Origin of the sequence: Crossiella cryophila (assembly GCF_014204915.1) — a bacterium.
Classification (GTDB): Bacteria; Actinomycetota; Actinomycetes; order Mycobacteriales; family Pseudonocardiaceae; genus Crossiella; species Crossiella cryophila.
This window is the reverse complement of record NZ_JACHMH010000001.1, coordinates 7,043,155-7,066,022: the sequence shown is the minus strand read 5'-3', so window position 1 is coordinate 7,066,022 and position 22,868 is coordinate 7,043,155. Positions and strand designations below refer to the sequence as shown.

Below are 22,868 nucleotides of genomic sequence, written 5' to 3'. Positions count from 1 at the left end.
GTTCAGCCGAACTTCACCCGGCTGCTTTCCTTGTCGGAGAGGAACAACGCGACCTGCTCGGCCTCCGTGGCGACCGCGGTCCGGTCCGCCTTGGCCAGCTTGCCCAGCGGGGTGACGAGCACGGTGCCCTCGACGGATTTCCAGGTCGCGGCGACCCGGCCGTCGACAAGGACCACGCGTTCACCGGCCACGGACAGGTTGCGGTGTTCGTCGTCGATGATCCGGGTGCGGTCCTGGTAGCCGAGGATCGCGTTGTCGAAGGCGGGCAGGAAGCGCACCGGGGCCGGGGTGTCGGCGTCGGGGCGCGGGGCCTCGGGCAGGTCCAGGAGTTCCCGGCCCCGTTCGTCCCGGAAGCTGATCAGCTCCGGGCGGAGGGCGGCCACCGCGGCCGGCAGTCCGGCCAGCCCGCTCCAGGCCCGCAGGTCGGCGGGGGCGGCGGGGCCGAAGGCGGCCAGGTAGCGGCGGAGCAGGTCCTGACCGACCGGGTCGGTGGGATCCTCGTCCAGCGGGTCGATCTCCCGGCCCACCCAGTCGGCGAGCAACACGTTGCGCGCGCCGCCCTTGGCCCGCCACAACCCGCGCGGCGGGATCTGCACCATCGGCAGCAGGGCGGTGACCAGCATTTCGCCGAGGGCCCGGTGACCAGCAGACGGCCAGCGGTCCAGCAGCGCCCTGGCCAGATCGGGCCTGGCGCGGGGTTCGCCGTCGGCCAGCACCGCCCGGCCCGCGGCGGCGAGTTCGTCCAGGTCCACCTCGGCCAGGTCGGCGCGGTAGACCCCGAGCATGCGCTGGCGCAGCATGGCGTTGTGCCGGGACCGCCAGGCCAGGGGGTCCGCGGTGGTCATCAGGTGCACGGTGCCGCGCATCAGGTGGGTGCGCAGCACCTGCCGACCGGTCAGTAGGTCGTCGAGCATCGCGGGAGCGAAGGCGTGCAGCCGCGACCACAGCCCGATGAAGGGCTCCTGGGGTTCCTGGGCCTGCAATCCGCCGAGGTGCGTGACGGCGTCCAGCACCGGCAGGTCGGCGCGGTCGAGCAGCAGCTGCCGGGCCAGGGCGGCCCGGTTGAGCGCCCGGTTGGTCAGCACGGTCATCGGGCACCGCCGTGGCGTGCACCGTGTCCGGACCCACCGAGTCCACAATGGAGAACCATGAGATCACCTCGCAGCCGCAGGCGATTCCGGTCCACCGCCCTGGTGTTCACCCTAGCCGCCGCACTGACACCGGCGGTCCCGGCGGGCGCCACGAATGTTCTTGGCTGGCAGCCCTGCGAACGGGATCGCACCGCCGACTGCGCGACCCTGACCCTGCCGGTGACCCGCGGCGGGGAGACCTTCCCGCTGGCCGTGGCCCGCCGCCGCGCCACCGACCCGGCCCGCCGGATCGGCGTGCTGCTGGTCAACCCCGGTGGCCCAGGTGCTTCCGGGGTCAGTCTCGCCCTCGGATCCAACCGGTTGTTCGGTCCGGATGTGCTGGCCCGCTTCGACATCATCGGCTTCGACCCACGCGGCGTCGCGGGCAGCAAGCCGATCCAATGCTCGGACGAGATCCTCGCCCAGGAACCCCGGAACGCACCCCGCGACCAGGCCGAGTTCGAGCAGCTGGCCGCGTACAACCAGCGCCTGCGGGCCGACTGCCGCCGGCACTCCGGGCCGATCGCCGACCATGCCGACACGCTCAGCGTGGTGCGGGACATGGACGCCCTGCGCGCGGCACTGGGGGAGCGCAGGCTCAACTACTTCGGCGCCTCCTACGGCACCCTGATCGGCGCCCAGTACGCGCAACACCACCCCGACCGGGTCCGCGCCATGGTCCTGGACGGCAACATGGACCACAGCCTTACGCTGCCCCGTTTCCTGACCACCGCCGCGGCCAACGGCGAGGACTCGCTGACCGAGTTCGCCCGGTGGTGCGAACGGGATACCCGCTGCGCCCTGCACGGCCGCCCGGTGCTGCCGCGCTGGTCCGAGCTGATCACCACCGCCGACGCGGGCAGGCTGGTGGAGTCCGACGGCGTCACCGGCGTCACCCCGGACTACCTGATCAACCAGGCCTACGCGGCCTTCATCCGGGTGGAGTGGACCCGCTTCGCCGGCTGGCTGGCCACCCTGCGCCCCGGCACCCCCGCCGATCCCGTGGCAGCGGCGGAGTCCAGGCAGTCCCTGCGCGCACACCCGCGACCCTCGGTGTTCTGCCAGGACTGGCTGCCCAGGGTCGCGAACTTCGCTGAGTGGCAGCGTCTGGTCACCGCGCAGCGCCAGGCCGCCCCACACCTGCGCTACTCCCCGGAGGCCCAGGAGGCCGCGCTGAGCTGTATTGGCTGGCCCGCCAAGGCCAACAACCCACCGGCCCCGCTCCAGCTCGCCCCCGGCGACCCGATCCTGCTGGTGAACCCCGAACACGATCCCGCCACCGGCTACTCCTGGGCGGTCGGACTGCACCGGCAGGCCCCGCACCGGACCGTGCTCTTCACCTACGAAGGCCAGGGCCACACCGCCTATCCACGCACCGACTGCGTCCGGGCCGGGGTCGAGCGGTACCTGCTCGACCAGGTCACACCGACCGCGAGCTGCCCGGCCGCGCCGAGCTGAGCGGCGAACGGGCGGTGGCGCGCCGGAGCACGCCACCGCCCGATGCTCAGCCCGAAAGGTCGACCGGCAGCACGGCCTCGTTGGCCGTCATGACCGCCCAGGCCGCCTCGGCCTTGGCGAGCACACCGGGCCAGCGCGGATCGGCCAGGTAGACCTCGTCGCGCACGTCACCGAGGTCGGTGATCAGCGCGTCGAAGACCAGCCCGGCCTGCCGCAGCGGCTCGACCTCGTTGGCGTGCAGGATCTCCCCGACCGAGGACGCCGGGTCGGACAGCACCTCGGTGTCGTCGAAGAGCACGTGCACGCACTCGTCGAGCGTTTCCACGTTGCTCAGGTCGAGCCACACCCGTTCCTGGTACTCGCGATCGGCCAGTGCCCGCACCGCGGCCAGCACCTGGAACCGCAGCCCAGGGAACCTGACCTGCCTCACTTCTTGTTCCATTCCTTCCACTGCAACCACTCCTCAAGCGGGATGTGGGTGCCCAGACCATCGCTGCTGACCTTCGTCCCCGGTGGCAGCTTCTCCCCCTTCCGGTTGACGAGTTGACCATTGTCGGTGATGCGCACGTGGTCGACCCGCTGGGACGGGTAGTCGCTGCTCGGGTTGCCCTTGTCGATGCGGATGAAGTTGCCCTTGGGGTTCTTCTCATCCACCCACCGGAGTCCGACACCCTTCTTGTTGGGGCCGGGCAGCCCGAAGTGGTCCGGCACCTTGGTCAGCGCCCGCGCGTCCAGCCAGCCGTCCAGCGGGGGCGTGTCGCGGGCGTTCTCCCTGACCCGCTCGTTCAGCTCGCGGAAGACCTTCTTGTTGACCAGGTCGCTCAACGCCTCCGCGGCGTCCAGGCCCTTGTCGAAAGCCTCCTTGATCTCCTGCTCGTACTTGGTGGCCAGCGTGTTGAGCAGCCACTCCAGGTCCGCGCGGGTCCGGCACAGCGGGCTCTTCAGGCAGGCCTTGGCGACGGTGACCACCATCGCCTTGTCCCTGGCCCTGCCGTCGATCTGGGCGCACTCGATGGTGTGCTCGGTGCAGTGCGCGGCCAGGAACTCGGTGATCGCGTCGGACTTCTCCTGATGCGGACTCGGCGGCGGACCGATGTCCGTCCCGTCCTCATCGGCGTTGATCCCGCTGCCGCTGGCCGCCTTCTCCTTGGCCAGCGCGGCGTCCAGCGCGTCGCTGGCCGCCTTGGCCGCGGCCGAGGCGTGCTCGTTGGCCTCCTCGGCCGAAGCCCGTGCCCTGGCCGCCGAATCCGCGGCCGAAGCGGCCGATGCCTTGGCCGCCGCGGCCGAGGTGGAGGCGGCAGCGGCCGAACTGTCCGCCGCCCAGGAGGCCCGCTGCGCCGAAGCCGCCGCCTCCCTGGCCTGCCTGGCCGACTGCGCGGCCTGCGCCGCCGATGCCTCCGCGTCCCGCGCGGACTTCGCCGCGTCGTCGGCGTGCCCCTGCGCCTGCGCCGCGGACGCCGCGGCCTGGCGCTTGTACTCATCGGCCGCCTCCGCGGCCTTGTTGGCCACCGCGGCCACCCGCTGCGCCTCGGCCGCGTCGGCCTGGGCGGTGGCGGCGAACCGGGCCGCGTCGGCGACGTAACCCTTGACCCGCGCCTCGTGCGCGGTGGTGTCCTGGTCCCGGCGCTGTGCCCGCAGGTGCTCGACCTGGAGGAAGTCCACCAGCATGCTCGGCGGGCCCTCCAGTGCGATCGCACCGGCCGCCTTGACCTCCGCCTTGCCCGCGGTCATCAGCTGGGCGACCCGGATCCGGTTGTCCTGCTCGGCGGCGACGTGCTGACCGCGCGACAGGAACTCGGTGCGGTCGGCGTCGGTGCCGTTGAGCGCCCGGTTGCCCGCGTCCTTCATCGCCGAGCCGCCGTTGTGCATGAGCACGCCGATCGCGACCCGGTCGTCGTCCTCCTTGCCCGGGTAGGCCCTGGTGCGCTCGAAGTCCAGCACCGCGACGTGATCGCCACCCAGCGCGGTGGCCGCGGCCGTGCGCTGCGCGGTCCTCGGCGCGTTCATCGCGAGGTACTCGACCCTGGACCGGTCATCCAGCTCACCGGCCAGCTGGCGCTGCCTGGTGACGAACTCGCGCACCTCGTACTCGGTGCCACCCAGCGCGCTGTAGGCGAACGCCCTGGTCCAGGCGCCACCGGAGCGGGTCAGGTGTGCGGCGGCCTGTCGGCCCTTGGCCGCGACCACGGCCAGCTCGACACCGGGCGCCGAAGCCTCGGCCAGCAGGCGCTTGGTCTCGGCCTCGGTCCGCTTACCCTCGACGCTGGCCCAGTCCTCGGACTCCTTGCGGTTGAGCCAGGCCTCCTTGGCCAGCCGGGCGTCGGCCTTCTTGGCCTCGGTCTCCGCGGTGAGCCGGTTCTGCTCGGCATCCCGCGCGGTCTTCTCCACGTCCGCGGCGGACTGGGCCGCCTTGGCCGCGGTCTCGGCCGCCTTGACCGCGTTGCCCGCGTGCTCGCTGGACTTCCTGGCCGCGTTGGCCGCCTCCCCGGCGTGCTCGGCCGCATCGGCCGCCGCCGCGGCCGCCGCCCTGGCGTGCCTCGCGGCGTCCTCGGCGTGCGCCTTGGCCGCGAACGCCGCCTTCGCCGCATCCGAGGCCAGCGTCGAGGCGTCGTTGGCGGCCCGCTTGGCCGCACCCGCCGCCGCCCGCGCGGTGGCCGCGGCCCGCCTGGCCCGCTCCGCCTCCGCACCGGCCACATTGGACTGTCCGGCCGCCTGCTCGGCGGCCGCCGCGGCCAGTTCGGCGTTGGCCGAAGCCCCGCCAGCCGCCGCCGCTGCCTGACCTGAGGCGGTCGCCGCCCGGCCTGCCGCGTCCGCCGCGACCACCGCGGCGTCCACTTCGAGGGCGACCTTGGCCGCGTCCTCGGCCGCCTTGCGGGCCAGGCCCGCCGAGGCGCTGTCGGTGGCCGCGTTGGCCGCAGCCTGGTAGGCGCGCGAGGCGGCCTGGCTGGCCAGTACCGCCGCACTCGCCGCGCGGGCGGCCGCATTGGCCGCCACCCTGGCCGCCTGGTTGGCGGTGGCGGCGGCGCCGATCGCGGTCCGTGCGGCCACCGCGGCCCGCCCGGCCGCGTCCGCCGCCCGGCCCGCCGCGTTGGACGCCGCGGTCGCGGAGTCCTTGGCGGCAGCGGTTTCCTTCGCCGCCAGTTCGGCCGCGGCCTTGGCCAGTTCGGCGGCCTGCACCGCCTGATCGGATGCCTCGGTGGCCAGTTCGGTCTCGGCGGTCGCGAGCGCGCCCGCCTCCTTGGCCGCGGCCACCAGCTGGGTGAGGGTCAGCGCCTCCTGATCGCGTTCCCGCGCGATGTGCTGGCCGACGGCCAGGTAGTCCCGGATCTCCGGCAGCCCGCCGCCCATGGCGACCTGCGCGGTCCGTTTCACCTCCGGCCCGCCCGCGGCCATGATCTGGGCGAGCTTGACCCGGTCGTCCTCCTCCTGGGCCCGCTGCACCCCGGTGGCCAGGAAGGTCTGCCTGGCGGCGTCGTCACCGGCCAGCGCCCGCTGCCCGGCCTCGTTGACCGCCCGCCCGCCGACGGCCATCAGCTGGCCGATCCGGACCCGCTGGTCCTCCCGCGAGGGCGCCACCCAGCCACCGGCCAGGAACTCCCTGACCTTGGTGATGCCCTCGCCCATGGCCCGGCTGCCCGCCTCGCGGACACCGCGTCCGCTCGCGGCCAGCAGCTTGGCCAGCCGGACCCGGTCGTCCTCCTCGGTCGCGGCCGGTTGCCCGGTGCTGAGGAAGGCCCGGACATCGGCCTCGGAACCGAGCAACGCGGCCTCGGCCGCCCTGGCCGTGCCCGGCCCGCCGGTACGCAGGAACTGCAACGCCTTGGCCCGGTCGGTGGGCGGCAACGGCGCCGCGGCGGCGGCCTCGGGCGCCAGTGGCGCGCCCGCCACCCCGGTGAGCACCGCGACCGCCAGCGCGGCCGCGGTCAGCCTGGACGCGATCCTCATGCCGTCACCCGGAACTCGAGCAGGGTCGCGTCCGGCCCGCCGGTGCCCTCGCCGATCGGGGTCCAGTCCTGGGCGTTGAGCCGCACGGTCTTGGTCTCGGTCGCGGTGCGCAGCACGACATCGGTGGTGAACAGGCCCTTGGCGAAGTAGGCCTTGGGCAGCTCCATGGTGATGAACCCGGAGTTCCCGGTCAGCTTGAAGCAGTACTGACCGGCCTGGTTGGGCGATCCGTCGGTGCGCCGCTGCACGGCCAGCACACCCTCGACACCGGTACGCGGGCAGTCGGTCAGGGTGATCTTCCCGTCGCCCTTCTTCAGCCGGATGCCCTTCTCCTGGTAGATCTTGTCCGCCCCGGGGTAGTCGTACTCCTCCTCCAGGGGCGGCGGTTCATCAGCGGCGGCGGCGACCGGCAGGCCGGAGGTCAGCACGGCGAACACGCCGACCAGGGACGCGGACAGGACAGAACGAAGGCGCACGAGAAGAAACCCCACGGCTCAGTGACAGCAACTCGCCTCGGCACGACTGTGCGAGACCCCCGACAGGCCGGAATTACAGCATGTAACAGTTAGCGCGTCCAGGGGTCCGCAACACACGTCACGCCGAGTTTGTTTACGCGCCCTCCGCGATGTTCAGCGGCAGGCCCAGCGGACCGGCTGCGGCCCGGAGGTCCCGGCGACCACGCCACCGGCGCCGACCGCGCCCAGCCGGCTCTCGTAGCTGCCGGGCAGCAGCGGGAGCTTGGCCAGGAACCGGGTGCCCTGCCATACGGCGGCGGTGTAGTTGCCGTCGTCGAGCACCCCGGCGGCCAGCCCGTCCGTGTTGACCGCTTCGACCGCACCGTCCACCGAGAACCTCTCCAGCGCCCCGGTCGCCTCCCGCCAGAGCCAGGAGGCGCGCGGCGAGTAGGGGCTGCGGAAGATCACTCCGTCCCTGGTCAGCGCGCGCGGGTCGACCGAGGATCCCTGGTCGGGCAGCTTGGTGAGCACGCCGTCGCGCCACAGCCACGCCGTGTCGTGGGAGTCGAGCAGCACGGTGCCGTCCTCGCCGATGGCCACCGGTTCCGGGTACCGCACCTCGGCCGGGGCGATGACCCGGGGAGCACCGCCGTCGGCAGGCCACACCACGGCGGCCTGCTGTAGCGGCGAGCCCGGCAGCTGCGCTTTGCCGAGCACATCGCCCCGGTCGTTGATGTCCAGCACGCTCAGCACCTCGTACCCGGCCGGGTCCGGCAGTTCCCGATAGCCGGCGCCGGGCGTGTGCGTCATCGAGCCGGTGGGGGCGCCGGGGCGGTACACGCGGCCGATCACCACACCGGAGGCGTTCCCGGCGATGGTGACGAAGGCGTCGACGCCTTCGGGCCGCGGCACGATCTCCATACCGTCGGCGGTCCAGCGGACCAGGGTGTGGTTCTTGCGCTCCGGACTGAAGAAGCCGGAGACGTTGCCCTGGGCGTCCACCCCGGTGAGCCGGAGGTTGCTCCAGTCCATGCCGTCTTGCACGGGCAGCTTCTCGACCTGCCAGGTGCACTCCGCACCGGCGGCGGCGGTGGGGGCGAGCAGGCTGGTCACGACGGTGGCCGCGGCGAAGGCGATGAGCGCGCGCCGGGACAGGGAGGTGCTGCGCATGCGGATGATCTCCTCGATGCTGACGACAGGCGAGCGGAGATGCCGGCGCCGCAGGGCGCGAAAGGTCGTCCCCCGTGGAGTCCCCCAGATCTCCCGCCCGTCACTATGCAACGTTGTACTCGCCCGCGCCAGAGCCAGCCCTTTACCCGGCCTAACCGCCGACTTACGCCGCCGTCAGCCGCACCGGCAACGCGGTCAGCCCGTGCATCAACGTGCTCTGCCGCCGTCCCGGGGTGGGCGCGTCCGCATCCAAAGCGATCCCCGGGAACCGGGCCAGCAACCGCCCGAGCGCGACTTCACCCTCCAGCCGGGCCAGCGGGGCGCCTACGCAGTAGTGGATGCCGTGCCCGAAGGCCAGGTGCGCGTTGACCGCGCGGGTGAAGTCCAGCTCGTCCGGGCCGGTGAACTGGACCTCGTCGTGGTTGGCCGCGAGCAGCCCGATCAGCACGAACTCCCCGGCCGGGATCTCCACTTCGCCGATCCGCACCGGTTCGGTGGTGAACCGGGTGGTGGCGATGTTGACCGGGCTGGCGATCCGCAGGAACTCCTCCACCGCCGCGGGCAGCAGCTCCGGCCTGGCCTGGAGTTCGGCGAGTCTGGCCGGGTTGGTCAGCAGGGCGTGCGCGCCGTTGCCGATCAGGTTCACCGTGGTCTCGTAGCCGGCCAGGATCAGCAGGAAGGTCATGGTCAGCAACTCGGCCTCGGTCAGCCGGTCGCCGTCGGCGGAGGCGGCGGCCAGTTCGGAGAGCAGGTCCGGCTCCGGGTTCGCCCGCTTTGCGGCCAGCAGCCGGGGCAGGTACTCGGCCAGCTCCCGCTCGGCCGAACCCCGCCGGAACGAGGCCCTGGAGTCGATGAACGGCTCGCTCCACTCGGTGAACCGCTCATGATCACTTTCCGGCACGCCCAGCAGCAGCCCGATGATCCGGATCGGCAGCGGCAGCGCGAAGGACTGGATCAGATCGACCGGACCGGTGGGGTCCAGGGTGTCCAGGAGTTCGTCGGTGACCTGCTCGATCCGCGGCCGCAGGTGCTGCACCGCCCTGGCCGCGAACGCCTTGTTCACCAGCCTGCGCAGCCGGGTGTGGTCGGGCGGATCGGTGTGCAGCATGTTCGCGTTCCACCCCGACCGCGCGCCACCGGCGAACCCCGGCGGGAACAACCGCTCGGCCCGCAGGTGGTCCTTGGCCAGCCGCGGATCGGCGAGCAACTCCCTGGCCTCGGCGTACCGGGTCACCAGCCAGGCAGGCACCCCGCCCCAGATCTCCACCCGGTGCACCGGCCCGCGCTGCCGCAACCGCCGGTACACCGCGTACGGGTCCTGCAGGAAATCACTGTCCAGCGGCTCAACCTGCGGTGTCATCGGCGCTCCCTCGCTCCCACACGATGATCTCACCGTGCGCGCTGCCACTGGCCAGCAGAACCGTGCCGTCGGCCAGGGTGAGGGTGGTCAGGGCGTGCACGCCGGCGGTGTGGCCGGTCAACTCGCGCCGGAGTTCTCCAGTGGCCGCATCCCACAGCCGCACCACGCGATCCTGTCCGGCGGTGGCGAGCAGGGTGCCGCCGTCGGGAGCCGGTACCGCGACGAACGCCCAGATCGAGTGTTCGGGGACGCTGAACTCGTTGTGCGGCAACCCGGTCAGCGGATCCCACAGCCGTACCTGGCTGCCCGCGGCGGCCGCGAGCAGGGTGCCGCCGTCCGGTCCCGGCACCAGTGCCAGGGCGTGCACGTCGCGGTGGTCGAGCCTGCGCACCAGCTCGCCGGAAACCGGGTGCCACAGCCGGATGCCGTCGTCCTCGGCGCTGGCGATCAGCGGCACGCCGTCCGGCACCGGCACGATCGCCAGCGCGCCGATGTTCTCGGTGTTGTGCCCGTTGAGTTCGTAGCTGTACTCGCCGTCGAAGGCCGGGTTGCCGACCTCCAGCAGGTCCACGTACTTCTCGTACTTGTCCATCGAGTCGTCGTCGTAGTCGTAGCCGTCCCGGATCTGGCACGCGCCGCGGGCGAGCAGCCGGGTGCCATCCGGCAGCACCAGCACCGCCTGCTCATGCCCGCCGTCCTCCTTCCGGGACACGTGCGCCACCGTCTCCGCCGTGCCCGAGTCGAGGTCCCAGCGTCGCACCGTCCGGCTGTCCGAGCTGAGCAGGGCGGTGCCGCCGTCCGGCATCGGCATCGTGATCAGCGCCGCGACCGGGAGTTCGTGGCCGGGCAGCTCCCGGTGCGGCTCGCCGGTGACCGGATCCCACAGCCGCACAACGTGATCGGCACCGCCGCTGGCCAGCAGGGTGGAGCCGTCGGGCATCGGCAGCGCGGCCAGTGCGCGCACCTCGCCGGTGTGCCCGATGCCGGTGCCGCGCGGGCCACCGGCGGCCAGGTCCCAGAGCCGGACCGCACTGCGCAGCACGAAGCTGTCCTCGCCCGCGGTGGCGAGCAGGGTGCCGCCGTCGGCCGTCGGCACCGCGGCCAGGGTGTGCACCCGGCCCGGATGGCCTTCCAGGGCGCTGTGCTCGGTCCCGGTCGCGGGATCCCACAGCCGCACCGCCCGGTCCTCGCCCGCACTGGCCAGCAGCATGCCGCCACCGGGCGCCCGGACAGCGGTGAGGCTGCGGACCGGGCCGAGGTGCCCGTGCCGTTCCCGGCGCAGCTCACCGGTGACCGGATCCCACAACCGCACCACGCACGGCTCGCTGAAGCTCAGCATGGGGTTGCCGTGGTAGTCATGGCCCGCGCCCGCGAGCAGCACCGTGCCGTCGGGCATCGGCAGCGCCGTCAGCGCGTACACCCGGTTGAACTGGGGCAGCGGGAACCGGAGGTCGCAGCGGGTGGCGGTGACCGGGTCCCACAGCAGCACACCGTCGTCGCCGCCACTGGCGAGCAGGGTGCGGCCATCGGGCATCGGCAGCACCGCCAGTGCCCAGACCGTGTTGGTGTGGCCGAGGAGTTCGGCGCGCAGTTCGCCGGTGGCCGGATCCCACAGCCGCACCGCCTGGCCGGGACCGCCGCCCGCGAGCAGTACCGTGCCGTCCGGCATCGGCAGCACCGCCAGGTCGTACACCTTGTCCACGCCGGGCGGGTAGGCGAACCGGCTGTGCGGCTCACCGGTGGCCGGGTGCCACAGCCGCAGGCAGTCCTCGCCCGCGCTGGCGAGCACGAGGGTCCCGTCCGGCAGCACCAGCGAGGTCAGCGCTTGCACGGTCCCGGTGTGGCCGCGGAGTTCGGCTCGCGGCTCACCGGTGCTGACATCCCGCAGCCGGACGACGTATCCCGCACCGGTGCTGGCGAGCAGCATGGAGCCGTCCGGCATCGGCACCGCCGCCAGGGGATGCGGATAGGCACTGCTGTGCTCCACCACCAGGTGTGGGGTGCCGCGCCACAGCGCGTTGCGCGCGTGCCAACCGTTCGGTCGGCGCAGCCGGTCCGCGAGCGGGTGATGGCCGACCTTGAGCGCTGCCACGTGCAGGGCGTCCAGGCGGTCGGCATCGGAGTGCCAGGCGTTGGCGGCCAGTTCCACCGCCGCGAGTGTCGTCAGCGTCGCCGGGTCCGTGGTGTGCTGACGGCGGCGCAGCAACGCGGGCACCGAGGCGGCCGCGAGGAATCCGGGCTCCGTCAGCAGCCGGTCGAGACGCCCGCTCCAGTCGGCCTCTTCGTCAGTCACACGTCACCGTATCCGGTGCGGGTCAGAACAGCTCGGCCCGTTCGTCCACGATGTGCGTTGGCGTGCCAAGGAAGACCTCGGCCCCCTCGACGCCGTAGCCGATGTTGAGCGTGTCCAGCCGGTAGTTCCACTCGCCGCTGCAACAGCCGACGAACCGGTAGTTGACCTGCCAGCGCAGCCACTCACCCGGTCCGATCCGCCGCGCGGGCGGGCGTCGCCAGCGGCGCGGCATCCCGTACGGCGTCACCTCGACCCGCACCCGCAGCAGCCCGTCGGCCGCCGTCAGCTTCACCGGCGAGTCCGGGCGCTCTTCGTCCCGGATGTCGAACCGCGGCTGGAAGTCGCCCTGCTCGTCCATCCGGACCTCGTGCACGAACGGCGGTCGTCGTGACGGCAGCGGGAACGCGGTCGGCGCCGCGTTGCGGCGGGCGGCCTCGGGCCCGCCCCTGGACAGCTTCGTCCACGAGGTCTGGACGCACTGGACGATCGCCTGCATGGCCACATCCTCGGCCACCGGTCCGGGTCACGCGACCGGATTTCTCCCGGCCCACTTCCACGAATTGGTGATGTCCTTACTCGGCGTTGTCCATCGCCTGTCCTGACGCTAGCCGCCTCACTCGAAAGTGGAGATCAGCACCACTGAGCGGGACAGAGGAGAAACAATGCGTCGTATCAGCAAGGGTGTTCGGGTCGCGGCGGTCAGCACCGCGTTACTGGCCACCGTCACGGCCACCGCGTTCACCGGCACCGCACTCGCCCAGCCCCAGCCCGCGGGCAGCGCGCCCGGCTGGGAGGTCGGCCTGCACCTCGGCGGCAAACCGACCGAGCGGGAGGTAGCGGCGCTGTTCGGCAAGTGGAACGCCGCGCTGGCCACCGGCAAGCCGGACGTGGTGGCCGACCTGTACGCGCCCAACGCGGTGCTGCTGCCCACAGTCTCCAACGAGGTGCGCACCAACCGGGCGGGCATCGTGCGCTACTTCGAGACCTTCCTGACCAAGCGGCCCAGCGGCCGGATCCTCAGCTCCACCATCACCGTGCTGGACCGGAACACCGCCACCAGCAACGGCACCTACCGCTTCAGCTTCAGCGACGGGTCCACTGTGGACGCTCGCTTCAGCTACGTCTACGAGAAGGTCCGCGGCCAGTGGCTGATCGTCACCCACCACTCCTCGGCGATGCCGGAGAAGTAACCCCGCGCCCCGCCGCCCGCAGGGTGATCCACACCGCCAGTCCGCCGCCGGGAGCCGGTTCCAGCCGCACGCTCCCGGCGGCGTCGGCGATCAGCTGCTTCACGATGGCCAGGCCCAGCCCCGAGCCACCCCGGCCGGTCAGCCCCTGACCACGCCAGAACCGGTCGAAGGCCCTGGCCCGTTCCGCCTCGGACAGGCCGGGTCCCTCATCCAGCACGACCAGGGTCACCCGGTCGCCCTCGGCGGTGGCGCGCACGGTGACCGCGCCGCCGTCGGGGGAGACCTCGATGGCGTTGGAGAGCACGTTGTCCAGCACCTGTTCCAGGTGGCCGGGCGCGGCCAGCGCGTGCGGGTCCTCCTCGGGCAGTTCGGCCAGCAGCCGCAGTCCGCGTTCGGCGGCCACCGGCGTCCACACCTCGAACCGGTCCCTGACCAGCTCGGCCACGCCGACCGGTTCCGGCGCGGCGACCTGGCCCTCGGCCTTGGCCAGTGCGAGCAGACCGTTGACCAGCCTGCTCATCCGCACCACCTCGGCGGTGGCGGTGTCCACGTCCTCGCGGGTGTGCTCGTCGGTGACCTCCTCGCCGATGTTGTCCAGGGACAGCCGCAGCGCGGTCAGCGGGGTGCGCAGCTGGTGCGAGGCGTCGGCGACGAAGGCGCGTTGCGCGTCGACCAGGGTGCCCAGTCGTTGCGCGCCGGAGTTGAGGGTGCGGGCCAGGGTGCGGGTCTCGGGTGGGCCGGTCTCGGCCGAGCGGGCGCGCAGGTCGCCGTCGCTGAACCGGGCGGCCATCCTGGTCAGCTCCCGCAGTGGCCGGGTCAGCCTGCGTGCCACCAGCACACCGGCCGCGGCCGCCACCACCAGCACGCCGATGGCCAGTGCGGCGCGGAAACCCCAGATCTGCCACAGCCGCCGTTCGAGGGGGGCCTCCGGGTAGTGCACCCGCACCGAACCGGCGACGGTCCCGTCCGGTCGGCGGGCCGGGACGGTGAGCACCAGGGCGTCCGCGCCGAGCACGGGGGAGTGGGTCCACCGCGCGGAGTTGGTGCCTGCCTTGGCTTCCGGGGAGTCGGCTGGCAGCAGTTCGATCCGGCCCAGGGTCTGCTGCTGGTACGCGCCTACCAACCGGTCGAGAGCCTGCCGGGAGGGCTCGTCCGGGGCGGCCAGCAGCAGCGCGACCGTGTCGGCCTCCCGGCGCACGGACAGTTCCAGGTCGCCTTCCAGCTGGGCGGTGAGGGTGAAGGCCACCGGCACGGTGAACGCGGCGATGGCCAGCGCGATGAGCAGCACGTAGCTGGCGACCAGCTGGCGGATCATGCGGAGACGACCAGCCGGAAGCCGACCCCGCGCACGGTCTCGATGGCGAAGGCGCCGGGGAACTTCCGCCGCAGCGAGCCGATGTGCACGTCCAGGGTCTTGGTTGGACCGAACCAGTTGGCGTCCCAGACCGCTTCCATGATCTGTTCCCTGGTGAACACCGCGCCCGGCTCCTCGGTGAGGAAGGCCAGCAGGTCGTACTCCTTGGGCGTCAGCAACACCTCCGCACCGTCCAAATAGGAGCGTCGGCCGCGCCGATCGAGGGTGAGCTGCCCGTACCGGTCCGGCTGGGCCTGCGCGGCGGCCTCCGGCGGGCGGACCCGGCGCAGCACGGCCCGCATCCGGGCGATCACCTCGCGCACGCCGAACGGCTTGGTGACGTAGTCGTCCGCGCCGATCTCCAGCCCGACCACCCGGTCGACCTCGTCGCTGCGCGCGCTGATCACGATGATCGGCACGTCCCCACGCGCCCGCAGTTCCCGGCACACGTCCAGCCCGTCGGTGTCCGGCAGTCCGAGGTCCAGCAGCACCAGCTCCGCCTCGGCCGCGGCCAGCGCCTCGGCGCCGGTGCGCACCCAGTCGACCTCGAAGCCGTAGCGGCGCAGGCCCCGGCGCAGCGATTCGGCGATCGGCTCGTCGTCCTCAACCAACAGCACTCGCACGCGCGCATCCTCGCACGCCGGCGCCACCCCGGCTGACGTGCGCGGAAAGGATCCGGAAAGCCGCGGCTGATCTGGTGCGGCCATGTCGAGCAGCACCCGAAGTCGTCAGATCATCTTCGCCACCATGCCGGTGCCGGGCCACGTCGGCCCGCTGCTGCCCATCGCGCGCGCCCTCGTCGAGCGCGGGCACCGGGTCACCTGGTGCACCGGACGGGTCTTCGCCGAGCGGATCACCGCCACCGGCGCCGGGTTCGCGCCGATGAACGCCGAACACGACCACCTCGGCCGCTCCATCGACGAGCTGTTCCCGGAGCGGGCCAGGCTGCGCGGCCTGGCCCAGCTGCGCTTCGACATGAGGCGGATCTTCCTCGACCCGATCCCGGCTCAGGTCGCCGACCTGCGCGCACTCTCTACCGACCGGTCGGTAGACGCACTGATCTACGACAGCTCCTACGGTGGCGCGGCCGTGCTGGACCTGCTAGGCGGCCCGCCCGCGATCAGCGTGGGCACCAGCCCGCTGATGCTGCCCGACCCGGACGTGCCGCCCTTCGGCCCCGGCCTGGCCCCCGGCACCAGCCCACTGCACCGGTTCCGGGACCAGGCGCTGCGGTTCGTGCTGGACCGGATCGTGTTCCGGCCGGTGCTGGCCCACCGCGACCAGCTGCACCGCGCCCTCGGCCTGCCCGCACCCGCGGCCAGGGCGATCGGCTCGGTGTCCCGGCACCTGCACCTGCAGAACGGGGTGGCCGAGTTCGAGCACCCGCGCAGCACCCTGCCGCCGCAGGTGAAGTTCGTCGGCGCGCTGCTGGACCCGCCGCCGCCCGCCCGGCTCCCCGCCTGGTGGCCGGAACTGGCCGCGGCCCGGCGGCCGATCGTGCACGTCACCCAGGGCACCGTGGCCGACACCGACCTGGACCACCTGGTGCTGCCCACTCTGCGCGCCCTGGCCGAGGAGGACGTCCTGGTGGTCGCGGGCACCGGCGCGCACCAGGTGCCCGACCCGCCGCGCAACGCGTTGCTGGCCCCGTTCCTGCCACACGACCGGCTGCTGCCCGAGCTGTCCGCGATGATCACCAACGGTGGCTTCGGCGGCGTGCAGAAGGCGCTCTCGTACGGGGTGCCGCTGGTGGTGGCCGGGGGCAGCGAGGACAAGCCCGAGGTGGCCGCCAGGGTGGCCCGCACCGGCGCCGGGATCAACCTGCGCACCGGAAAGCCCTCGGAGCGGGCCATCCGGGCGGCGGTGCGCACGCTGCTGGCCAACCCCGGCTACGCGGCCAGCGCCACCGGGCTGGCCGCCGGCTACCGCGCCAAGGACGCAGGCGTCACCGCCGCGACCCTGATCGAGAACCTGCTGGTGGGCGCACGGGTCTGAGTCAGACCAGGGCGGCCAGCGCGGTGGTGCGCGGGTGCGCGGGCAGCACCGCGCGCACCGGGTCCAGGCAGACGGCCTCGGCCTCCCGCCGCAGCAACGCCAGCAGCGCCGCCCTTGGCAGCACATCGGTGACCGCCCGCACCGCCTCCCGCGACCGCGCCACCCACCGGTCCGCGCCGGGTTCGAGCAGCGCCAGGTGCGCCGCCGCCACCGCGGCCCGGATCGGGTGCGCCCGGCTCTGCCCGCACACCGCGCGGAAGGCGGCGCGGGCGGCGGTGGTCTCGCCGAGGCGGCGGTAGGCGAGGCCGAGCAGGTTGGTGGCCGCGGCCCGCAGGTCGTCGGCGGCCAGTTCCTCGGCGATGCGCTGCACCGCGATCAGCCCACCGGCCGCCTCGTCCGGGCTGAGCTGGAGGTCGAGGTAGGCCAGGCGCAGCTGGGCGTAGCCGCCCTTGACCGGGGCGTGCCCGGCCGCCGCGGTGTCCCTGGCCGCCGACCAGCGCGCCCGCGCCCTGGCCAGGTGCCCGGCGTGCTCCTCGGCATCGCCGAGGCGGAGCTGGGAGTAGACGATGCCGAAGTGGTCGCCTGCCCGCTCGGAGAAGGCCAGCCCGCGTTCGGCGGCGGTGATCGCGGCGGCCAGATTGCCGTCCCTGCGGTGTTTTTCCGACCAGACGCCGTCCAGCACCGAGCGCAGCCAGGGCCTGGTCTCCGCGGCCAGCGCGGTCTCCGCCTCGGCCAGGCAGACCGCCGCCTCCGCCGGCGCGCGCAGCTGCACGGCGAGCGCGGCCACCGCCACCGCGGTGCCGCGCTTGAGCATCGGGTGGTCGGTGGTCAGCCACATCCGGCGCAACCGTTCGGCGGCGGCCCACGGGTCGGCCAGCCCGCCGGAGAGCTTGCCGAACCAGCCGAGCCAGCCCAACGCGAGCGCGAGCGGATACTCGGCGTCGGGTTCGGGGTGGGCGTCGTGGCAGTCCACCGCCCGCCCGAGCCATTCGCAGCCCTCGGCCTCCCGGCCGCTGATGTACCAGAAGTAGCCCAGCAGCGCGTGCAGCCTGAGCGCGCGGGTGCTCGCCTTGCGGCTGAGCAGCCAGGTGCTCGCGCCGCGCAGGTCCGGCAGCTCGTCGAGCACCCTGGTCATCAGCTCGTGCTGGCGTGGCCCGGCCAGCTGCTCGCCGACCTCGGTGGCCAGCGCCAGCATCGCCCGCGCGTGCCGGTCCCGCAGCTCGATCTCCCGCTCACCGTCCACAGTGGAGCGCGCGTAGTCCCTTATCGTCTCCAGCATCCGGAAGCGGGTGCCGCCGGGCGCCGGCACCGGGGTCAGCAACGACTTGTCCACCAGCCTGGCCAGCACGCCGAGCACCGCACCGGGCGGCAGATCCGGCTCCGCGCACACCAGTTCCGCCGCGGCCAGGCTGGCCCCGCCGTGGAAGACCGACAGCGCGCCGAAGACCCGCCGCTCCACCTCCGGCAGCAGCTCGAAACTCCAGTCCAGCACCGCCCGCAGGGTGTGGTGCCGGGCAGGCGCGTGCCGGGAAGTGTTGTCCAGCAACCGGAACCGGTCATCCAGCCGGGCCTCGATCTCGGCAACCGGCAGCAGCCGGGTGCGCGCCGCGGCCAGTTCCACCGCCAGCGGCAACCCGTCCAGCCGCGCGCACACCCGCCGGATCGCCGCACCGGTGGCCGCGTCGGCGGGCAGGGCAGGGGCCAGTGCCTCGGCCCGGTCCCGGAACAACGTGACCGCCGCCGCCACCGGCAATGGCCGCAGCGGGGCGAGCCGTTCCCCGGCCACGCCCAGCGCCTCCCGGCTGGTGGCCAGCACCCGCACCCGGGGACAGTGCCCGAGCAGGGTGCGCGCCACCGCGGCCGCGTCGGCCACCACGTGCTCGCAGTTGTCCAGCAGCAGCAACAGATCCCGGTCCCGCAGGTAGGCCAGCAACCGGTCAAGCACCGGCCCGGCCCGCCCGGCGCCGGTATCGCCCTCCTCGGGCAGCAGGGTGGCGTTGATCGCCTCGGCGACCTGTCCGTCCCTGGGCAACGCGGCCAGCTCCACCAGCCACACCCCGTCCGGATACGGCCCGCGCGAGCGATGCGCGACCTCCTGCGCGGTGCGGGTCTTGCCCACCCCGCCGGGCCCGCACAACGTGACCAGGCGGTGCCGGTCGAGCAGTCCGGTCAGCCCCGCCAGCTCGTGCTCCCGCCCGATCAGCCCACCCAGCGGCAGCGGCAGATTCCCCTGCTGCTGCGGCGATTCCCCGTGTTCGGCACGGAGGAGGTCCAGGTGCAGGTGCCGCAGTTCCGCCCCCGGCTCGACCCCGAGTTCCTCGGCCAGCCGCTCCCGCAGCGAGGCGTAGACGTGCAGTGCCTCGGGTCGCCGTCCAGCCCGGTGCAACGCGGTCATCAACAGTCCGGCCAGCCGCTCCCGCAGCGGGTGTTCGGTGGTCAGCGCGGCCAGTTCCGGGATCAACGCGGTGTGCTCGCCCAGCGCCAGTTCCGCCTCGGCCACCGCCTCCACCGCGGCCAGCCGCTGCTCGGTCAGCCGCGCCCGCTCGCCACCGGCCAGCTCCAGCCCCGCCAGCGCGGGCCCCCGCCAGCGGTTGAGCGCGCCCCGCAGGATGGTCGCGGCCGCGTAGTGCCGCCCCAGCGCCAGTTCCGCCCTCCCCCGCGCGAGTTCGGCGGCGAACTCGGCCACGTCCAGCTCACCCGGCCGCACCACCAGCCGGTACCCGCCGGGCTCGGACAGCAACCGCGGCTCCACCTCCACAGTGGACAGTGCAGCCCGCAGCTTGGCCACCTGCACCAGCAACGCGTTCACCGGATCCTTGGCGGTCCCGTCCACCCACACCGTCTCCAGCAACCGGGCCCGCGTCACCACCCCGGGCGCGGCCAGCGCCAGCAACGCCAGCACCGCCCTGGCCCGTGCCCCCGGCAGGGCGATGGGCCGGTCCGCCGAGTCGAGCACGGCAACCGGACCCAGGAGCTGAAAGCGCATTCCCGGGAGTATTCACAGCCCTGGATGAGAGCGCTACCACGGCCCTGACCTGCAAAGAAAAGTCTGATCTAGCTCCAGGATCGGTGATCGTCCGCTGGCCGAGCGTGACGAAACAGGCCGTCCGCTCACCGCTTCCGCGCCACCGCCACCCCCGGCCGGCTGAACCGCCGCATGATCGGCCGCTCCCACCCCACGAACAACAACGCCGCCACCCCCATCGCCAGCACGAAGCACCCCAGCAACACCAGCACCCCGAGCCCGACCGAGCCCGGCCCGGCGAACCGCTGCACGCTGTAGGTCACCGTGCCCAGGATCATCGCGTGTGTCAGGTAGAACGCGTAGGTGGTGTCGCCGAGGAACACCAGCGTCCGACCCCGCAACGGCGAGAACGACCCCTCCACATCCGCCCTGGCCAGCGCGGTGGTCAGCAAGGCGAGCGGAATGGTCCACATCGCCACCTGGGTGAACACCGGCGGCAGCCACAGGCTCGGCACGTAACAGGCCAGCAGCACCGCGGTCGAGGCGCCCATCCCGATCCGCGGGGCCAGGCCCAGCAGCAACATCCGCGCGCACAGCATGCCGAGCAGGAACTCCAGTGCGCGGGTGGGCGGGAAGTGGGTGGAGAACCACAGCTCGTACAAGCCGATCTCGGTGCTCGCGATCGGCTTGGGCCCCACCGGGATGACGAAGTGCGACAGCAGTGGGATGGCGATGGTCACCGCGATCACCCCACCCGTCCAGCGCCCCAGGTTGTCCGGCCGGATGCGGCGGATCCAGTGGTGCAGCAACGGGAACATGGCGTAGAAGAACATCTCGCAGGACAGCGTCCAGCTCACCGCGTTCATGCTGGTCATCAGCTGGTAGTTCGGCCACCAGCCGTGCAGCAGCAACAAATTCGGCAGCCACAGCCACAGCGCGGGCAGTCCGGCCAGCAACGCGGTCACCCCGAACAGCAGCACGTGGTTGGGGTAGATCTTGAAGAACCGTCTGCGCCAGAACCGCTTCAGCGGGTCTCCCGGCGGTGCGGCGTAGGTGAGCACGAACCCGCTGAGGATGAAGAAGAAGGACACCCCCACCGAACCCAGGTTGATCGCCACCGCCCGGTACCCGGCCAGCACCGCCTCGTCGGCCAGCACGTTCACGAAGATCCCGTGCGTGGCGAAGACCATGACCGCCGCCACGAACCGCATCCCGGTCAGTGAGGGCAACCTGGTCTGCCGCGCCGCCGCTGCCTGGGCCGGGCTCACGGGCACAGCGCCCACGGGACACCTCCGGTGCGTACGAGCGAGTGGGCGTCACGGTAGTGCGCGGGGCTGGCGGCGGACTTGGCGCGCGGCTGCACCCGAGGGGGCCGGGGTACAGAACAGGTGCAGGAGCGGGCTCGGGCGGCGGGCGGGACCGGTGTGGCGCGCGACGCGCACTGTGACCTACCCCGGCCGAGGTGTGCCGCCTGCCGTGGCCGGGTAGCTCCTATGAGGTCTTGGTCAGTCCAGAAAGGACACCAGCCGTGCGCACACCCAAGCCCCGTGGTCCGATCAGCGCGGCCCTGCTCACCCAGCTCACCCAGCCACCGCGACCGCTGCCGGCCGCGCTGGCCGAACTCGCGAACCAGGCCCGGCCCGGCACCCCTGAGTCGGTGCTGCACGACGACGACCTGCAGCTGAGCCTGTGGATCTGCTACGAGCTGAGCTACCGCGGCTTCGCCGAGGTCGACCACGCCTGGGAGTCCGAACCGTCCCTGCTGGCCCTGCGCCGCACCCTGGAGGACCGGTTCGTGCCCGCCCTGCGCGGACTCGTCGCACCCATCTCCGCGGTGCCGCCCGAGGTGCTGCCCGGCGCGCTCAAGGAGCTGATCGAGGCTGATGACGGGCCCGCGCTCGCGCCCTACCTGCAACGCCAGGCATCGCCCGAGCAGTTCGGCGAGTTCGTCGCGCACCGCTCGATCTACCACCTCAAGGAGGCCGACCCGCACAGCTGGGCCATCCCGCGCATCGGCGGCCGGGCCAAGGCGGCGCTGGTGGAGATCCAGTCCGATGAGTACGGCGGCGGCCGGTTCGAGCTGATGCACTCCGAGCTGTTCCGGACCATGATGCGCGGTCTGGGCCTGGACGACGCCTACGGCGCCTTCCTCGACCGGGTGCCGGGGGTGACGCTGGCGGTGAGCAACACGATGTCCCTGTTCGGGTTGCGGCGGCAGTGGACTCCGGCCCTGCTGGGCCACCTGGCGGTGCTGGAGATGACCTCCTCGCTGCCCAACCGCCGCTATGGCAACGGCCTGCGCCGCCTCGGCCACGACGCCGGGACCACCCGCTTCTACGACGAGCACGTCGAGGCCGACGCCGTGCACGAGCAGATCGCCGCCTACGAACTGTGCGGTGGTTACGCCCAGGACCACCCGGATGCCGTCGAGGGCATCCTCTTCGGCGCGGCCTGCGCGCTCGCGGTGGACAACCTGATGGCCGCCCACCTGCTCACCCGATGGGAGCGCGGTGAGTCCTCGCTGCGGGCCACCCCGGCCCCGGCGGTCGCCTGATTACCCGGCGCTGTCCGGCTCCGGCCGCAGCGGGTCGCGGAGCGGGCCGCTGGGCGCGCGGAACCCGGCCACCTTGTGACTGCCGTCGCAGAAGGGCTTGATCGCCGAGCGGCCGCACCGGCACAACGCGATGGTGGCCCGGCCGGGGTCGATCAGCTCACCGTCCTGGGTGCGCAGCTCCACCGCTCCGCGTACCAGCAGCGGACCGTCCGCACACGGCGTGATGGTGACCTCGGGCCGCTGCGCGCCAGACTGTTCCATGGCCACCGGTTACCCCACCAGGGTGAGCCCACACCTGGCCCGGCCAAGCCGGAGGCCCCGGCACGCTCAGGTGCCGGGGCCTCCGGTGCTGTCCTACCGGCGGTACTGCGGCGGATCGCCCGGCTTGGGCGTCCCGGTCGGACCCGGGACCTCCGGCCGCGGCGCGGTCCCGCCGTGCTGCCCGGTCTCACCGACCTGAGGGGGACGCGGCACGTCTCCCTCCCAGGCCCCGGTCTCCGCGCCCCGGTTCTCGATGAACTCCTTGAAGCGAGCCAGATCGCCGGTCACCCGGTGCTGCACCACGCCGAGCGCCGCGCCTGCCTTCTCGGTCAGCGTCTCGGGGTGGTACTCCATCTGCAGGTGCACCCGGGTGCTGTGCGCGTCCAGCCGGTGGAAGGTGACCACCCCGCCATGCGGCGGACCGTCCACTGTGGACCAAGCGATTCGCTCGTCCTGGTGCTGTTCGGTCACTTCGGCGTCGAATTCCCGCTCCACTCCGCCGATCTTCGTCTGCCAGTGCGTGCGGGTGGGGGTCAGCTGGGTGATGCGCTCAACGCCTTCCATGAAGCGCGGGAAGGTCTCGAACTGGGTCCACTGGTTGTAGGCGGTGCTCACCGGCACCGCCACGTCCACGGACTTCTCGATGGTCGTCACGGCATCTCCTTGAGTTGGCGTGGTCGACCCCGGTGTACCCGGCCCGCGCCGGTCTACACGTGACCCGGACCGGCGATCTCAGTG

18 protein-coding genes are annotated in these 22,868 nt (G+C 72.8%); 4 read left to right on the top strand and 14 right to left on the bottom strand.

The window, feature by feature from the left end; translation table 11 throughout:
• Positions 1-2: 2 nt before the first annotated feature.
• Positions 3-1,091 carry a winged helix DNA-binding domain-containing protein gene (locus HNR67_RS30785; RefSeq protein WP_185005675.1) on the bottom strand — a complete coding sequence of 363 codons (1,089 nt, stop codon included), beginning with the start codon at positions 1,089-1,091 and terminating at the stop codon, positions 3-5.
• A 57-nt stretch (positions 1,092-1,148) separates the two neighbouring features.
• Here HNR67_RS30785 and HNR67_RS30780 point away from each other — a divergent pair, with 57 nt between their 5' ends.
• A complete protein-coding gene (locus HNR67_RS30780) occupies positions 1,149-2,588 on the top strand; it encodes an alpha/beta hydrolase (RefSeq protein WP_185005674.1) in 1,440 nt (479 codons plus the stop codon).
• A gap of 46 nt (positions 2,589-2,634) precedes the next feature.
• Here the strand turns inward: HNR67_RS30780 and HNR67_RS30775 are convergent, their stop codons facing one another.
• From HNR67_RS30775 to HNR67_RS30745, 7 genes are all read right to left on the bottom strand, one after another.
• Positions 2,635-3,018 carry an SCO4402 family protein gene (locus tag HNR67_RS30775; RefSeq protein ID WP_185005673.1) on the bottom strand — a complete coding sequence of 128 codons (384 nt, stop codon included), beginning with the start codon at positions 3,016-3,018 and terminating at the stop codon, positions 2,635-2,637.
• The gene (locus tag HNR67_RS30770; RefSeq protein ID WP_185005672.1) at positions 3,015-6,533 is read right to left on the bottom strand and encodes an ALF repeat-containing protein; all 3,519 of its coding nucleotides are present in this window, start codon (positions 6,531-6,533) and stop codon (positions 3,015-3,017) included. Before HNR67_RS30770 ends, HNR67_RS30775 begins: the two co-directional genes overlap by 4 nt.
• Positions 6,530-7,009 (bottom strand): hypothetical protein, encoded by a 480-nt coding sequence (locus tag HNR67_RS30765; RefSeq protein ID WP_185005671.1) that lies wholly within the window; start codon positions 7,007-7,009, stop codon positions 6,530-6,532. The genes HNR67_RS30770 and HNR67_RS30765 overlap by 4 nt, the downstream gene beginning before the upstream one ends.
• Positions 7,010-7,162: 153 nt before the next feature.
• On the bottom strand, positions 7,163-8,158 hold the full coding sequence (locus tag HNR67_RS30760) for a hypothetical protein (RefSeq protein WP_185005670.1): 996 nt from the start codon (positions 8,156-8,158) through the stop codon (positions 7,163-7,165).
• A gap of 163 nt (positions 8,159-8,321) precedes the next feature.
• Positions 8,322-9,518 (bottom strand): cytochrome P450 family protein, encoded by a 1,197-nt coding sequence (locus HNR67_RS30755; protein WP_185005669.1) that lies wholly within the window; start codon positions 9,516-9,518, stop codon positions 8,322-8,324.
• Positions 9,502-11,811, bottom strand: coding sequence for a WD40 repeat domain-containing protein (locus HNR67_RS30750; protein WP_185005668.1), 2,310 nt, complete (start codon positions 11,809-11,811; stop codon positions 9,502-9,504). Before HNR67_RS30750 ends, HNR67_RS30755 begins: the two co-directional genes overlap by 17 nt.
• Before the next feature lie 22 nt (positions 11,812-11,833).
• Positions 11,834-12,307, bottom strand: coding sequence for a hypothetical protein (locus tag HNR67_RS30745; RefSeq protein WP_185005667.1), 474 nt, complete (start codon positions 12,305-12,307; stop codon positions 11,834-11,836).
• A gap of 166 nt (positions 12,308-12,473) precedes the next feature.
• On the opposite strand from HNR67_RS30745, the gene HNR67_RS30740 reads away from it, so the two are divergent.
• Positions 12,474-13,001 carry an SgcJ/EcaC family oxidoreductase gene (locus tag HNR67_RS30740; RefSeq protein WP_185005666.1) on the top strand — a complete coding sequence of 176 codons (528 nt, stop codon included), beginning with the start codon at positions 12,474-12,476 and terminating at the stop codon, positions 12,999-13,001.
• On the opposite strand, the gene HNR67_RS30735 is transcribed toward HNR67_RS30740, so the two are convergent.
• Both HNR67_RS30735 and HNR67_RS30730 read right to left on the bottom strand, forming a co-directional pair.
• Entirely contained in the window at positions 12,967-14,316 is a 1,350-nt protein-coding gene (locus HNR67_RS30735) for a HAMP domain-containing sensor histidine kinase (protein ID WP_185005665.1), read from the bottom strand. The two genes, HNR67_RS30740 and HNR67_RS30735, sit on opposite strands and share 35 nt — an antisense overlap.
• Entirely contained in the window at positions 14,313-14,978 is a 666-nt protein-coding gene (locus tag HNR67_RS30730; protein ID WP_185005664.1) for a response regulator transcription factor, read from the bottom strand. Before HNR67_RS30730 ends, HNR67_RS30735 begins: the two co-directional genes overlap by 4 nt.
• A gap of 82 nt (positions 14,979-15,060) precedes the next feature.
• Between HNR67_RS30730 and HNR67_RS30725 the strand changes: the two genes are divergently transcribed.
• On the top strand, positions 15,061-16,350 hold the full coding sequence (locus tag HNR67_RS30725; RefSeq protein ID WP_185005663.1) for a glycosyltransferase: 1,290 nt from the start codon (positions 15,061-15,063) through the stop codon (positions 16,348-16,350).
• 1 nt (position 16,351) lies between these two features.
• Here HNR67_RS30725 and HNR67_RS30720 read toward each other — a convergent pair whose 3' ends face one another.
• Together HNR67_RS30720 and HNR67_RS30715 are read right to left on the bottom strand one after the other, a co-directional pair.
• Positions 16,352-19,336, bottom strand: coding sequence for a BTAD domain-containing putative transcriptional regulator (locus HNR67_RS30720; RefSeq protein WP_185005662.1), 2,985 nt, complete (start codon positions 19,334-19,336; stop codon positions 16,352-16,354).
• A 125-nt stretch (positions 19,337-19,461) separates the two neighbouring features.
• Positions 19,462-20,598, bottom strand: coding sequence for an acyltransferase family protein (locus HNR67_RS30715; protein ID WP_185005661.1), 1,137 nt, complete (start codon positions 20,596-20,598; stop codon positions 19,462-19,464).
• Between the two features lie 245 nt (positions 20,599-20,843).
• Here HNR67_RS30715 and HNR67_RS30710 point away from each other — a divergent pair, with 245 nt between their 5' ends.
• The gene (locus tag HNR67_RS30710; RefSeq protein WP_185005660.1) at positions 20,844-21,869 is read left to right on the top strand and encodes an iron-containing redox enzyme family protein; all 1,026 of its coding nucleotides are present in this window, start codon (positions 20,844-20,846) and stop codon (positions 21,867-21,869) included.
• On the opposite strand, the gene HNR67_RS30705 is transcribed toward HNR67_RS30710, so the two are convergent.
• Together HNR67_RS30705 and HNR67_RS30700 are read right to left on the bottom strand one after the other, a co-directional pair.
• Positions 21,870-22,130, bottom strand: a complete 261-nt coding sequence (locus HNR67_RS30705) for a CDGSH iron-sulfur domain-containing protein (protein ID WP_185005659.1) — start codon at positions 22,128-22,130, stop codon at positions 21,870-21,872.
• A 93-nt stretch (positions 22,131-22,223) separates the two neighbouring features.
• On the bottom strand, positions 22,224-22,784 hold the full coding sequence (locus HNR67_RS30700; RefSeq protein ID WP_185005658.1) for an SRPBCC family protein: 561 nt from the start codon (positions 22,782-22,784) through the stop codon (positions 22,224-22,226).
• Positions 22,785-22,868: the final 84 nt, after the last annotated feature.